Origin of the sequence: Mesorhizobium sp. M7A.F.Ca.US.005.03.2.1 (assembly GCF_003997795.1) — a bacterium.
Taxonomy (GTDB): Bacteria; Pseudomonadota; Alphaproteobacteria; order Rhizobiales; family Rhizobiaceae; genus Mesorhizobium; species Mesorhizobium ciceri.
On the sequence record NZ_RZRP01000071.1, the window covers coordinates 1 to 13,390 of the forward strand.

At 63.5% G+C, this 13,390-nt stretch carries 12 protein-coding genes and 1 pseudogene; 10 read left to right on the top strand and 3 right to left on the bottom strand.

Annotated elements, in window-relative coordinates:
* Nucleotides 1–283 precede the first annotated feature (283 nt).
* From phnL to phnE (EN991_RS06475), 6 genes are all read left to right on the top strand, one after another.
* A complete protein-coding gene (gene phnL, locus EN991_RS06450) occupies nt 284–991 on the top strand; it encodes a phosphonate C-P lyase system protein PhnL (RefSeq protein ID WP_064995543.1) in 708 nt (235 codons plus the stop codon).
* Nucleotides 988–1,605, top strand: coding sequence for a DapH/DapD/GlmU-related protein (locus EN991_RS06455; RefSeq protein ID WP_127368393.1), 618 nt, complete (start codon nt 988–990; stop codon nt 1,603–1,605). Before phnL ends, EN991_RS06455 begins: the two co-directional genes overlap by 4 nt.
* Before the next feature lie 373 nt (nt 1,606–1,978).
* Entirely contained in the window at nt 1,979–2,836 is an 858-nt protein-coding gene (phnC, locus tag EN991_RS06460) for a phosphonate ABC transporter ATP-binding protein (RefSeq protein ID WP_027161293.1), read from the top strand.
* Between the two features lie 92 nt (nt 2,837–2,928).
* The gene (phnD, locus tag EN991_RS06465; RefSeq protein WP_127368394.1) at nt 2,929–3,837 is read left to right on the top strand and encodes a phosphonate ABC transporter substrate-binding protein; all 909 of its coding nucleotides are present in this window, start codon (nt 2,929–2,931) and stop codon (nt 3,835–3,837) included.
* 57 nt (nt 3,838–3,894) lie between these two features.
* Nucleotides 3,895–4,851 (top strand): phosphonate ABC transporter, permease protein PhnE, encoded by a 957-nt coding sequence (gene phnE, locus EN991_RS06470; RefSeq protein WP_127368395.1) that lies wholly within the window; start codon nt 3,895–3,897, stop codon nt 4,849–4,851.
* Nucleotides 4,852–4,853: 2 nt separating this feature from the next.
* Nucleotides 4,854–6,221 carry a phosphonate ABC transporter, permease protein PhnE gene (gene phnE, locus EN991_RS06475; protein ID WP_127368396.1) on the top strand — a complete coding sequence of 456 codons (1,368 nt, stop codon included), beginning with the start codon at nt 4,854–4,856 and terminating at the stop codon, nt 6,219–6,221.
* A 278-nt stretch (nt 6,222–6,499) separates the two neighbouring features.
* Here phnE (EN991_RS06475) and EN991_RS06480 read toward each other — a convergent pair whose 3' ends face one another.
* The 3 genes from EN991_RS06480 to EN991_RS06490 form a co-directional block, all read right to left on the bottom strand.
* Entirely contained in the window at nt 6,500–7,351 is an 852-nt protein-coding gene (locus tag EN991_RS06480; protein WP_127368397.1) for a sugar phosphate isomerase/epimerase, read from the bottom strand.
* Between the two features lie 223 nt (nt 7,352–7,574).
* The gene (locus EN991_RS06485; protein WP_127366248.1) at nt 7,575–8,762 is read right to left on the bottom strand and encodes a Gfo/Idh/MocA family oxidoreductase; all 1,188 of its coding nucleotides are present in this window, start codon (nt 8,760–8,762) and stop codon (nt 7,575–7,577) included.
* A 145-nt stretch (nt 8,763–8,907) separates the two neighbouring features.
* Nucleotides 8,908–9,963: a sugar phosphate isomerase/epimerase gene (locus EN991_RS06490; RefSeq protein WP_127368398.1), complete on the bottom strand. Its 1,056-nt coding sequence runs from the start codon at nt 9,961–9,963 to the stop codon at nt 8,908–8,910.
* Nucleotides 9,964–10,363: 400 nt separating this feature from the next.
* On the opposite strand from EN991_RS06490, the gene EN991_RS06495 reads away from it, so the two are divergent.
* The 4 genes and pseudogenes from EN991_RS06495 to EN991_RS06510 all read left to right on the top strand — a co-directional run.
* On the top strand, nt 10,364–11,251 hold the full coding sequence (locus EN991_RS06495; RefSeq protein ID WP_013529508.1) for a sugar phosphate isomerase/epimerase: 888 nt from the start codon (nt 10,364–10,366) through the stop codon (nt 11,249–11,251).
* 59 nt (nt 11,252–11,310) lie between these two features.
* Nucleotides 11,311–12,480, top strand: a complete 1,170-nt coding sequence (locus tag EN991_RS06500; protein WP_127368399.1) for a mandelate racemase/muconate lactonizing enzyme family protein — start codon at nt 11,311–11,313, stop codon at nt 12,478–12,480.
* Nucleotides 12,481–12,482: 2 nt separating this feature from the next.
* A complete protein-coding gene (locus EN991_RS06505) occupies nt 12,483–13,199 on the top strand; it encodes a FadR/GntR family transcriptional regulator (protein WP_013529506.1) in 717 nt (238 codons plus the stop codon).
* A 5-nt stretch (nt 13,200–13,204) separates the two neighbouring features.
* A pseudogene (locus tag EN991_RS06510) lies at nt 13,205–13,390 on the top strand (dehydrogenase); the annotation flags it as partial.

Sequence of the window (13,390 nt, forward strand, 5' to 3'; positions counted from 1 at the left end):
CTCACCGACCGCGTGCTCGACGATCCCCGCGCGCCCTACACGCAATTGCTTGTTTCCTCGATTTTGCAGGTTTGACGATGGCGCCAAGGCACCCCCCTCTGGCCTGCCGGCCATCTCCCCCTCAAGGGGGGAGATTGGCTATCGTCCTCGGTTTCGCCACTCTCCAATGTTGCAGAACAAGCGCAACGAGAAAGCTGCCGATCTCCCCCCTTGAGGGGGAGATGCCTGGCAAGGCAGAGGCGGGCGTTGGCCCGCAAACGAACGACAATTGGAGGCCCTTCTGATGGCAACCCCCCTCGTTGTCTCCGATGTCGCCAAGAGTTTCACCATGCACCTGCGCGACGGCATCAAACTGCCTGTTGTCGCCGGTGTCTCGTTCTCGATCAGGGCTGGCGAATGCACCGTGCTCGGCGGTCCTTCCGGTGCCGGCAAGAGCTCGATCCTGAAGATGCTCTACGGCAACTACGCCGTCGACGAAGGCCAGATCATCGTCACGCATGGTGATGGGCTGATCGACCTCGCCACCGCCAGCCCGCGCACCGTGCTGGCCATACGCCGGCAAACGATCGGCTATGTCAGCCAGTTCCTGCGCACCGTGCCGCGCGTCTCGGCGCTCGACGTCGTCGCCGAACCGCTGGTCGAGCGCGGCGAGGATCGCGAGATTGCCCGCGGCAAGGCGCGCGCCTTGCTGGCGCAGCTCAACCTGCCGGAGAAACTCTGGGCCTTGCCGCCTGCGACCTTCTCCGGCGGCGAGCAGCAGCGCGTTAACATCGCGCGCGGCTTCATCACCGAGCATCCGATCCTGCTGCTCGACGAGCCGACAGCCTCGCTCGATGCCAGGAACCGCGATGTCGTGATCGAACTCATCGCCGCCAAGAAGGCGGCTGATGTCGCCCTGCTCGGCATCTTCCACGACCACGACGTGCGCGAGGCGGTTGCCGACCGCATCATCGACGTCACCGCTTTCGCGCCCGGAAAAATCGCCGCATGACCAGGAAATTATCCGAGACGCCGTTGATCCATCCGACGGCGGAGGTGCAGAACTCGACGCTCGGCCGTTGGACCGAGATCGCCGACCGCAGCCGGGTCTCGGAAAGCGAACTCGGCGACTATTCCTACATGATGCAGGACTGCGCCGTCTGGTGCGCGACGATCGGCAAGTTCGCCAACATCGCGGCCAGCGTGCGCATCAACGCCACCAACCACCCGACCTGGCGGCCGACGCTGCACCATTTCACCTATCGCGCCTCCGATTACTGGGACGATGCCGAGCACGAGAGCGAATTCTTCGCCCAGCGCCGCGCCAAGCGGGTCACCATCGGCCACGACACCTGGCTCGGTCACGGCTCGACCATCCTGCCCGGCGTCACCATCGGCGATGGCGCCGCGGTCGGCGCCGGCGCTGTCGTCTCGAAAGATGTAGCGCCCTATAGGATCGTCGCCGGCGTGCCGGCAAAGCCGATCCGCGAGCGCTTCGATCGCCGCACGGCCGAACGCTACCAGGCGCTGGCCTGGTGGGACTGGGACCATGCAAGGCTGCGGGCCGCGTTGGATGACTTCCGGGAGCTCGAGGCCGAGGCGTTCTTGGAGAAATATGGCGGATAGCGACGCCAGGAACGGGCTGTCACTGACGCTGGGCAGCGGGGGCAAACCGCCCCCGCCCCTGCTATCCGCATGACGTGCCTCTCGACACCGGCATCGACGCCATGACGGCCCTTGTCTGGAACGCCTGAAGGACGGCCTCGCCATCGCCGGCGCGCGACGGGCGAGTATATGCGCATCAAGTGGTGCCGTCTGGCCACCGGCGCCAGCTCGCCAGGCCTGCATTCCACATCACCTTCGACTGCTGATCCTGGGCCGGCCGCAGACTCCGGCCTGTGGAGCGTAACAAAACTGACATCAACGCGACACGGCAGGTTCATGTGGCTGCGCTAGGCGAATGCCTGACGATCAATGGTCCGGACTGGAACCTGCCGCCATGCCAGCAAATTCCGCCACGCTCGAAATCCGCGGTGTCACCCGACGATTTGGCAAGAACACTGCCGTCAGCGACATCAACATCGCGATCCCGCAGGGTCAGATGGTTGGCGTCATCGGCCGTTCGGGCGCCGGAAAATCGACCCTTCTTCGCATGATCAACCGTCTCATCGATCCCAGCCAGGGGTCGATTTTTTTTGACGGCGCCGAGGTCTCGAAACTGAGCGGTTCGCCGCTGCGGCGCTGGCAGCGTGACTGCGCCATGATCTTCCAGCAGTTCAACCTGGTGCCGCGCCTCGACGTGCTGACCAATGTGCTGCTCGGCAAGCTGAACCACCGCTCGACCATCACCAACCTGTTCGGCATGTTCTCCCGCGCCGAATGCGCCGAGGCGGTCGCGGCACTCGAGCGGCTCGACATCGCCCGCACCGCCCTGCAGCCCGCCGGCACCTTGTCGGGCGGCCAGCAGCAGCGCGTCGCCATCGCTCGCGCCATGATGCAGCAGCCCAGAGTGATCCTCGCCGACGAGCCGATCGCCTCGCTCGACCCGCTCAACGCCAAGGTGGTGATGGATTCGCTGCAGGACATCAATTTGCGCGAAGGCATCACCGTCGTCACCAATCTGCACACGCTGGACACCGCCCGGACCTACTGCAACCGCATCATCGGCATGGCTGCCGGCAAGGTCGTCTTCGACGGCCCGCCGGAAGAGCTCAACCGCGAGGCGGTGCGCCTCGTCTACGGCGCCGACAGCAATGGCCAGGAAATCTCCGAGGCCATCACCTCGACCAGCGTTGCCTTCAGCCGAAAGATCGCCGCATCCGCCGGACCGCTCGAGCCCGCATTCCCGGGATATTGAGAGCGGTTGGGATCGCCAGCCCACGTCAAGGGCACCTGTCAAAATCGATAACGCTGCCGGCGCGGGGCCGGAACCTACAGGAGAAATATCCAATGTTCAGGAAGATGGTCTTTGGCGCCGTTTCGGTGCTCGCCATGGCGACCAGCATGGCCCATGCCGCCGACATGAAGGAATTTCGCGTCGGCATTCTCGGCGGCGAAAACGAATCCGACCGGCTGCGCAACTACCAGTGCCTCGCCGACCATCTGAAGGCCGAATTCGGCTTCGAAAAGGTCTCGCTGTTCCCCGCCGCCGACTATGACGGCGTCATCCAGGGCCTGCTCGGCGGCACGCTCGACTTCGCCGAACTCGGCGCTTCCGGCTACGCCAGCGTCGCTCTCAAGGACCCGAAGGCGGTCACCCCGATCCTCACCACCCAGCAGACCGACGGCGCCACCGGCTATTATTCGATCGGCCTGGCGCTGAAATCCTCCGGCATTACCGACATCAAGTCGGCCAAGGGTAAGAAGCTCGGCTACGCCGATCCGGATTCGACCTCCGGCTACCTGATCCCGCTGACCCAGATCCCGAAGGATACCGGCGCTTCGAACGAAAAATTCTTCGCCTCGACCCAGTTCAACGGCGGCCACGAGAACAACGTTCTGGCCGTGCGTGACGGCAAGGTCGACGTGGCGGTGGACGATTCTTCCGGCATCGGCGACTTCAAGGACGGCTACACCTCGGGCACCTTTCACAAGGAAGTCGCCAAGGGCGCCGTCGACCCCAACGACTTCGTCGAGGTCTGGCGCTCGGGTCTGATCCCGAACGGCCCGCTGGTCGTGCGCACCGCGCTCGGCAGTGAAATGACCGCCAAGCTCGCCGACTTCTTCACGCAGTTGCCGAAGAAGGACAAGGCTTGCTTCGAAGGCGTCGAGGGCGGCGACTTTACCGGCTACGTCCCGGTTAAGGCGGACTTCTACAACGTCATCGTCGAAGCCCGTAAGGCAGCCATCGGCGGCTAACGGCGAAATCAGGAAGGGCGGCGTCGAGAAAACGCCGCCCTTCTTGCATGTCCGATCATGACCCTTTCCGTGACAGCCCCTTCCGGCGCCACTCATCAGATGGCCGACGCCTGGCGTCGCCAGACGTCCTTGCGCCGGCTCTACACCGCCATCGGTGTCGGCCTGCTCATCACCGCGCTCGGCAGCGCCATGTGGTTCGCCGACGAGGCCAATGCCGGGCATTTCTTCGACCGGTTGCCGCATTTGCTGGATTTCCTGAGCTGGCTCGTCCCCAAGGATTGGAACGATGTCTGGCGGGCGATGTTCGACATCGCTTCTCCGCATGACACCGGCACCCAGGAATTCAATTTTCCGCTTGGCCGCTCCTATGTCTGGGGCAGCTTCTACATCCCCGAATATTTCGAGCTGATGCTGACCACGCTCAACGTGGCCCTGGTCTCGACCTTCATCGGCTTCGTCTTCGCCGTGCCGTTCTCCTTCATCGCGGCGCGCAATTTGACGCCGCATCCGGTGCTGCGGCTGATCGTCAAGCGCCTCATGGAACTGCTGCGCGCCTTTCCCGAGATCGTCATCGCCGGCCTGTTCGCCGCCATCGTCTCGATCGGCCCGATCGCCGCCATCATCGCCATCGGCCTGCATTCGATCGGCGCGCTGGGCAAGCTGTTCTACGAGATCAACGAGAACATCGACATGCGCGCCGAGGAAGGCCTGAGGGCCGTCGGCGCCAACTGGTTCGAGCGGGTGCGCTTCGCCGGCCTGCCGCAGGTGCTGCCCAACTTCATGTCCTACACGCTGCTGCGTGTTGAGATAAATGTCCGCATTTCCACCATCATGGGCGCTGTCGGCGGCGGCGGTATCGGCGAGGAGTTGAAGCTGTCGATCTCGCGCGGCTTCGGCGCCAAGACGATAGCCCTCGTGCTGCTCCTGTTCACGACGATCTTCATCGTCGACCAGTTCTCCGCCTGGCTGCGCCGCAAGCTGGTCGGCGAGCAGGCTTTCGTGATGAGCGCTTGACCATGGCCACCATGACCGCCGATCAGATCCAGTCGATCGAAGAGCGCTTCCCGCAGGTGTTCCAGCGGCCGTTCCACAAGCGCTTCGGGCCGCTGATGCTGCTTGGCGGCATCTTTCTCTACCTGCTGTACGCCTTGTGGTTCTTCAACCTGCCGCAGGTCATGCGAGAATCGCACTGGGAGCGCCTGCCGCTGTTCCTGACCCAATGGATCAGCTACGACGTACAGCCGATCTTCCGCCTCGATGAACCGCAGATCACTGCCAAATATCCACGCTTCTCGGTGCTCGGCCCGAACCCGGATCCGGACTGGGTCAAGACCAATGCCGATGGTTCGGTGACGATCCTGATCGACGGCACCGCCAAGTCGATTACCTTCACCAAGACGCAAGCGACGATAATTGCCAACGGTGAGACCGTTGCGGTCGCACTCGGCACCGGCAAGCCGCTGATCTCGGGACCGGTTCCCGGCTGGATCACCGCGCATGAGGATGAGGTCGTCGCCGACATGGGCTTTGCCGGCGAGGCCCGCGTCGCCGTTGACCGCGTCAGGATACGCAAGCGGTTTCTAGGCTGGGCAAACTTCGTCTTCGACACGCGTTCGCCTTTCTTCGGCAAGTCGGCAAGCGAAGTCGCTTCGCTGATCGTCTCCGGGCCGGAACTGAAACCGGGCACGTCAAATCTGGCGCTGGCCGGCGACAACATCTGGAACAACGCCCAGTGGCGGCATGGCGATGTCTGGACGAAGCTCCTGCAGACCATCGTCATGGCCTTTCTCGGCACCATGCTGGGCGGCATCGTCGCCTTCCCGCTGGCCTTCTTCGCCGCCCGCAACATCACGCCCAGCCGGCTGGTCAACCAGGTGCTCAAGCGCTTCTTCGATTTCATGCGCTCCATCGACATGCTGATCTGGGCGCTGTTCTTCACCCGCGCCTTCGGGCCGGGACCGCTGGCTGGCAGTGCGGCGATCTTCTTCACAGAGGTCGGCACGCTCGGCAAAACCTATTCCGAGGCGCTGGAGAACATCGACGACAAGCCGCGCGAGGGGATTACCTCGACCGGAGCCAACGGCCTCCTGGTGCAGCGCTACGGCGTGCTGCCGGAAGTGGTGCCGGTGTTCATCAGCCAGACGCTCTATCAGTGGGAATCCAACACCCGCGGCGCCACCATCATCGGCGCTGTCGGCGCCGGCGGCATCGGCCTGAAGCTGTGGGAAGCGATGCGCACCAACTCCAACTGGGCCAACGTCTTCTACATGGTGCTGCTGATCCTGGCCGTCGTCTTCATCTTCGACAACATCTCCAACTTCCTGCGCCGCCGGCTGAGCCGGACCATCCACGACTACAACAGGATCCAGGCTGAGCAGGGGTAGGCTTGTGATGTAGACGCGCAAGTCGTCTCGACCAGCGCCAAAGGATCGACCCCCACTCCGTCGAGCTTCGCTCGACACCTCTCCCCCGATCGACGGGGTAGAGGAAAGCGCCAGGCTGTCCGAGCCGACGCCTGTCCTCTTAGGCCGAGTGTCTTCCCAGGCCGAGGCTTCCTTCCTCTCCCTCCGGAGGGGGGAGAGGTGGCTCGGCGAAGCCGAGACGGAGTGGGGGAACCACCTGGCAACCGCCGCAAACGCAAATAGAAAATGGGCCAGGGCGCCTAAGCCGCCTTCTTCCACCCGCTCTTGATATGCTTATACCCCTCCCGATAGACCGCGTCCGGCGTCTCTGAGAAATCCCGCCACACCTTGGTCGCCGCCGCCAAATCCTTGAGTGAGCGGCCGAACGCCTCGATCGTCAGCCAATCGTCATAGCCGCTCTTGCGGATGGCGGAAAACGTTTCGGTCCACGGAATGTTGCCGCGCCCCGGCACGCCGCGATCGTTCTCCGAGATATGGATATGCACGACATTCCTGCGGTGTTTCGTGTAGGCGCCGATCGGGTCGGCCTCCTCGATATTGGCGTGGAAGGTGTCGTACATCGCCTTGATGTGCGGCCGGTCGATGGCGTCGATATGCTCCGACAGGTCCGCCATCGTGTTGAGCAGGTAGCATTCGAAGCGGTTCAGCGCCTCGAGCCCGATGGTGACGCCCTTGTTGCCGGCATGGTCGCCGATGGCGCGCTGCGAGCCGACGGAGCGCTTCTTCTCCGCGGCCGTCGGCCCAGAGCCGGAAAAGGACCCGAGCGTCGAATGCAGAGGGCCGCTCAGCGTGCTGGCGCCAAGCGCCTGCGCGCAGTCGATCGCCCATTTCATGTAGTCGACACCGGCCTTGCGGGTTGCCGCGTCGGCCGCGATCAAATTCATCGCCGGATCGCCCATGGCCGAAACCGCAGTCCGCTCCAGCCCGATGCGGTCGAGCAGATCGCCGAGCTTTCTATAATCGTCCGGCGTGCCGGCGAAGATCGGTATCTCGACGCCATCGAAACCGGTCGCCTTGATGTCGCGCAGCAGCGGCTCGTGTTTCTTCGACACCGCCGTCGTCCACAAGAACATGCACATGCCGATTTTCATCGACGACCCCTCCCTTTGACGGCGCACTGGCTGTTCCGCCGCTTCGCGCCATGCCCCCTCATCCGGCCGCTTCGCGGCCACCTTCTCCCCGCTGGGGAGAAGAGACTTGGCGTCGCGCCATCTCCTCCTCCTCTCCCCTCGGGGAGAGGTCGGATTGCCCCGAATTGCCCTTCGCAATTCGGTTGGCAATCCGGGTGGGGGGCCTTCGTTACCCGCCGCGCCACTAAAGCTTCGTCCACGCCCCGTTTTTCTTCGACGATTTCACGCAGGCCTCGATGAAGGCCATGCCCTCGACGCCGTCCTGGATGGTCGGGAAGACGACGTCCTTGGGCGGCTTGCCACCCTTGCGGCGCGCTGCCCGGATGGCGCGCGCGGCCTCCTGGTAGATGTTGGCGAAACCTTCGAGATAGCCCTCGGGATGGCCCGACGGGACGCGGCTGACACGGCCCGCCACCGGCAGCGCGCCGGCGCCGTTGCGGGTGATCAATTGCTTTGGCTGGCCAAATGGGGTGTACCAGAGATAGTTCGGGTCGGCCTGCACCCATTCCAGCCCACCCTTCGAGCCATAGATGCGCAGCTTCAGCCCGTTCTCATGGCCGGGCGCCACCTGGCTTGCCCAGATCATGCCCTTGGCCGGGTGCGTCTTGCCGGTAGGCTTGAAGCGCAGCATGACGTTGACGTTATCATCCAGTAGCCGTCCCGGCACGAAGGCGTCGAGATCGGCCGACAGGGAGTCCAGTTCCAGCCCCGAGACGAAGCGGGCGAGGTTGTAGGCATGCGTGCCGATATCGCCCAGCGCACCGCCGGCACCTGCCTGCTTGGGGTCGGAGCGCCACGCCGCCTGCTTCTGGCCTGTCGCCGCCAAATCCTCGGTCAGCCAGTCCTGCGGATATTCGGACTGCACGATGCGGATGTCGCCGAGCACGCCCTTGGCGACCATTTCGCGTGCTTGCCGCACCATCGGATAGGCGGTGTAGTTGTGCGTCAGCACGAACACCTTGCCGGTCTTCTCGACTATCGCCGCAAGCTTTTTCGCTTCGGCCAGCGTCGTCGCCAGCGGCTTGTCGCAGATGACGTGGATGCCGGCCTCGAGGAAAGCTTTTGCCGCTGGCACATGCACATTGTTGGGCGTGACGATGGCCACCGCCTCGATGCCGTCGGGGCGCTTCGCCTCGGCCTTGGCCATCTCGGCATAGGATGCGTAGCTGCGTGAGGGGTCGAGCCCCAGTTCGGCCGCCGAGGCCTTGGCACGGGCCGGGTCGGCTGACAAAGCGCCGGCAACCAGCACGAACTCGTTGTCCAGCCGCGCCGCGATCCGATGCACCGCGCCGATGAAGGCGCCTTGCCCGCCGCCGACCATGCCGTAGCGGATCGGGCCGCCTCCCGTTTCCGACTTCGATGCGCCGACCATATCTTGCTCCTCGCTGTTGCTTACCCCCTTGAGGGGAGGTCGATCCGCGCAGCGGATCGGGTGGGGTCGTTGAGGCAGAGCGCGGTGTGAACCGACCCACCCGGCCTTTGGGCCACCCTCCCCGCGAAGGGGAGGGAAAATCGAGCTAGATTCCCATCATGGCGCGCAGCAACTTCTTGTCGGTGGTGCCAGCGGCGAAGTCGTCGAATGCCTTTTCCGTCACCCGGATGATGTGGTGCTCGATGAAAGGCGCGCCTTCGGCCGCACCATCCTCCGGATGCTTCAGGCAGCACTCCCACTCCAGCACCGCCCAGGAATCATAATTGTACTGCGTCAGCTTGGAGAAGATGCCGCCGAAATCCACCTGTCCATCGCCCAGCGAACGGAAGCGCGCGGCGCGGTTGGTCCAGCTCTGATAGCCGGAATAGACGCCTTGCCGGCCGGTCGGGTTGAACTCGGCGTCCTTGACGTGGAACGCCTTGATGCGCTCGTGATAGATGTCGATGAATTCGAGATAGTCGAGCTGCTGCAGCAGGAAATGCGACGGATCGTAATTGATGTTGCAGCGCTTGTGGCCGCCGACCGCGTCGAGGAACATCTCGAAAGTGGCGCCGTCGAAAACGTCTTCAGACGGGTGAATTTCATAGCCGACATCGACGCCGTTGTCCTCGTACACGTCGAGAATCGGCTTCCAGCGTTTGCCGAGCTCGCCAAACGCTTCCTCAATGAGTCCAGCCGGCCGCTGCGGGAACGGATAGAGGTAAGGGAAAGCCAGCGAGCCGGTAAACGACACTGAAGCATTCAGGCCTAGATTACGCGATGCTTTAGCGCCGAACTTCATCTGCTCGACAGCCCACTTCTGCCGGGCTGCGGGATTGTTGTGCACCGATGGCGGCGCAAAGCCATCCATCTGCGCGTCATAAGCAGGATGCACCGCCACCAATTGCCCCTGCAGATGCGTCGACAATTCCGTGATCTCGACGCCGGCGTCGGCGCAAATGCCTTTCACCTCGTCGCAATAGGCCTTGGAAGAGGCCGCCTTCTTGAGATCGAACAGCCGCGCGTCCCAGGTCGGGATCTGCACGCCCTTGTAGCCGAGACCGGCCGCCCATTTGGTGATCGACGCCAGTGAGCTGAACGGCGCGGCGTCGCCCGCGAACTGCGCCAGAAACAGCCCCGGGCCCTTCATTGTCGTCGGCATCGGCATCCTCCCTCATTTCTCTCGCGACCGAGCATAGCGCCGATTGGAAACAGGGCCAGCCACTTTGGTCTTTTCTCAACGGGCGCTTGCACGCACCACCATTCTGGTATTACCAAATGTGGAATTTTGGTCAAGCCTTGCAATGCGCCATCATGACCCCAAAACCACCCGGCGCAGGCATATATATCTCAATATAATCAAGGAAATACTCCACAGCGAAAGTTGCATCCCGGCGCTTCTTGCCGATCCGGATAATTTGCTGTAGACCTCGCTTCAGGCCCAATTGGTCGAACCAGTTTGCGAGAAAAGGCTGGGAACGCCTTGGGGAGGAACCTTTGTGTCGCCTTTTGGCGATGCATGTCGCAGGCGAACCATAGAGACGAGTTGGGAAGGACAGACCATGCATCTTTCGACGCACAACTGGATGCGCGCGGAACCCTTGGAAACGACGCTCAAGCGCATCAAGAAATTCGGCTATGAGTCGATCGAGATTTCCGGCGAACCCGAGCAGTACAAGACCAGGGAGACCCGGGCGCTGCTGAAGGAGCATGGCATTCGTTGCTGGGGCGCGGTGACCCTGATGCTGGGCGAGCGCAACCTTGCCGCCAGGAACCAGGGCCAGCGCGAGCGTTCCGTTCAGTATGTCAAGGACGTGCTGACCATGGTCAGCGAACTCGATGGCGAGATCATCACGCTGGTTCCGGCGACCGTCGGCAAGGTCGTGCCTGACGGCACCGAGGAAGAGGAATGGAAGTGGGTCGTCGACGCCACCCGCGAATGCTTCACCCACGCCAAGAAGGTCGGCGTCAAGATCGCTGTTGAACCGCTCAACCGCTTCGAGACCTATCTGTTCAATCGCGGCGCCCAGGCGCTGGCTTTGGCCGACGCGGTCAGCCCCGAATGCGGTGTCTGCCTCGACGCCTACCACCTCCATATGGAAGAATTTAACGTCTATGACGCGATCCGGCAGGCCGGAAAGCGCCTGTTCGACTTCCATGTCGCCGACAACAACCGCTTCGCCGCCGGTCTCGGCCAGATCGACTGGCCGAAGATCGTCGCTACCTTGCGCGAGATCGGCTACGACGGCGCGCTGACCAACGAGTTCGTCGCGCCCGTCGACCGGACGCCGGCGGCCCCCTATCCCGACATGGTCGAGCGCAATCCGGTCGATATCTCGCCCGAACAGCTGAAGTTCATCCAGGACCACGGCTCCAGCGTGCTCACCGAGAAATTCTACACCGACCAGATGCGCATCAACGCCGAAACGTTGCTGCCGCTGATCAAGTAGTCGACTGCCTCAGGGAAATTCGCCCTTCCGCCCTGACCGGCGCAGGGCTGGGGAAGAATATGCGTATCAAGTCCGTCCAAGCCTGGTGGATCCGCGTTCCGATCGAAGCCGCTCGGCAGCACCGCAGCGACTTCGGTCAGGTGACGACCTTCGACGCCGCCATCCTGCGCATCGAGACCGATGACGGTCTGGTCGGCTGGGGCGAAGGCAAGAACGCCGCCGGCAGCGCCGGCAGTTACGGCGCGCTCGTCCATATGCTGAACCATGAGGTCGGGCCGCAGCTGGTCGGCCGCGATCCGGCCGACATCGGCGTCATCTGGGAGATGCTCTACAATGGCGTGCGCCACGACAGCGCCGCACGCGGCGGCCACGCCATGCCGCAGCTGGCGCGGCGCGGCATGAGCATCGCCGCGATCAGCGCCGTCGACATCGCGCTGTGGGACATTCTTGGCAAATCGCTTGGCGTTCCGGTCTGGCGGCTGCTCGGCGGCCGCAAGCTCGATCGCATGCCGGCTTACGCGTCCGGCGGCTGGGCGGCCGCCGACGCCATCGGCGAGCAGTTGAAATCCTATATCGCCAAGGGCGGTTTCAAGGCACTGAAGATGCGGGTTGGCGCCATGGACGGCGCGGCGCACATTTCCGCCACCCGCGTGCGCGCCGCACGGCAGGCGCTCGGCCCCGATGTCGAACTGATGGTCGACGCGCACGGCACCTACACGGTGGCTGAAGCCAAGCGCTTCATCCACCTTGTCAACGATTTGGACCTCGCCTGGTTCGAGGAACCTATCATCGCCGACGATAAGCCGGGCATGGCCGAAGTGCGGGCAAGTGGCGCCGTTCCGATCGCCACCGGCGAAAGCGAGGCGACCCGCTACGCCTTCCGCGACCTCGCCGTGCTCAAAGCCGCCGACATCTTCCAGCCCGATCCCGCCTTCTGCGGCGGCATCAGCGAAGCGATGAAGATCGGCACCATCGCCAGCGCCTTCAATCTGCGCTTTGCGCCGCATTTGTGGGCCGGCGCGCCCTGTTTTTTCGCAGGCTTGAATGTCTGCGCCGCCTCGCCGTCGAGTTTCACCGTCGAATATTCGCTCGGCGCCAACCCGATGATCCATGATCTGGTCGAAGAGACTGTCGAAGCCAGGGACGGTATGATAGCGATCCCGGAAAAACCGGGTCTGGGATTCACCATTTCGGAGCGGTTCCTGGAGGCGCACGCGCAACGCGGTTGACGATGAAAGAAAAGAACCTTCTCGCGGAACTCGCTGCCTACCTGTTCTCCCATTCGGACAAGGAGAGCGGCCGAACGCCATCGGAGCGCGAACTGGCGGAGCATTTCGCCGTCAGCCGCGGTCAGATCCGCGAGGCGCTGGCCATCCTGGAGGCCATGCGCATCGTTGAGCGCCGGGCCAAATCCGGCATCTACATCGACACCAAGCAGGCCAGTGTGGAGGCCATGGCGCTCTTTGCCCGCGCGGGCCTCCCGCTCGACCCGATCCAGATCTACGAGACGGTCGAACTGCGCAAGATCCACGAGATCAAGGCGGCCGAACTTGCCTGTTCGCGTGCCACCGAGGAGAATTTCGAGCGGCTGCGCGAAATCCTGAAGGCTTCGGAAGAGCGCATCGCCGCCGGCGAAGGGCTTGCCAGGGAAGACCGCGAATTTCACCTCGAAATCGTGCGCGCCACCAAGAACAGCGTCTTCCACAATGTCTGCAGCGTCTACTACATGATGGGCGAGCAGCGCCTGCCGATCTATTTCAACGACCCCGAGCGCAACGTGCGCTCGCATGCCGAGCATATCCAGATCTATGAGGCGCTGCTGCGCCGCGACGGCAATCTCGCACAGGCGCTGATGAGCGCCCATCTGCAGGGCGCTGAGAGCTACTGGAAGGGCCTGATCGAGGGCCATGGCGAGGAGCCGCAAAGCCCGGCGCTCGAAAAAGCCTGACCGACATGGCTCGTATCCTCACGACCCAGGCCCTGCACCCGCGCGCCTCGGCCATGCTGGCCGGCGCCGGAGAGCTCGTCGTCGCCTCCGCCATCGATCCGGCCACGCTGGCCGCCGAAGCCAGGAATGCCGACATCGTCATCGTGCGCGCGCCGCTGCCCCCACAGCTTTTCGACGGCGCAAAGCTGCTG

Coding starts and splice junctions, on each gene's coding strand:
- EN991_RS06455 (WP_127368393.1), top strand. CDS start 988: ATGACCAGGAAATTATCCGAGACGCCGTTGATCCATCCGACGGCGGAG.
- phnE (WP_127368396.1), top strand. CDS start 4,854: ATGGCCACCATGACCGCCGATCAGATCCAGTCGATCGAAGAGCGCTTC.
- phnL (WP_064995543.1), top strand. CDS start 284: ATGGCAACCCCCCTCGTTGTCTCCGATGTCGCCAAGAGTTTCACCATG.
- phnE (WP_127368395.1), top strand. CDS start 3,895: ATGACCCTTTCCGTGACAGCCCCTTCCGGCGCCACTCATCAGATGGCC.
- EN991_RS06480 (WP_127368397.1), bottom strand. CDS start 7,351: ATGAAAATCGGCATGTGCATGTTCTTGTGGACGACGGCGGTGTCGAAG.
- EN991_RS06485 (WP_127366248.1), bottom strand. CDS start 8,762: ATGGTCGGCGCATCGAAGTCGGAAACGGGAGGCGGCCCGATCCGCTAC.
- EN991_RS06495 (WP_013529508.1), top strand. CDS start 10,364: ATGCATCTTTCGACGCACAACTGGATGCGCGCGGAACCCTTGGAAACG.
- phnC (WP_027161293.1), top strand. CDS start 1,979: ATGCCAGCAAATTCCGCCACGCTCGAAATCCGCGGTGTCACCCGACGA.
- EN991_RS06490 (WP_127368398.1), bottom strand. CDS start 9,963: ATGCCGACGACAATGAAGGGCCCGGGGCTGTTTCTGGCGCAGTTCGCG.
- EN991_RS06500 (WP_127368399.1), top strand. CDS start 11,311: ATGCGTATCAAGTCCGTCCAAGCCTGGTGGATCCGCGTTCCGATCGAA.
- phnD (WP_127368394.1), top strand. CDS start 2,929: ATGTTCAGGAAGATGGTCTTTGGCGCCGTTTCGGTGCTCGCCATGGCG.
- EN991_RS06505 (WP_013529506.1), top strand. CDS start 12,483: ATGAAAGAAAAGAACCTTCTCGCGGAACTCGCTGCCTACCTGTTCTCC.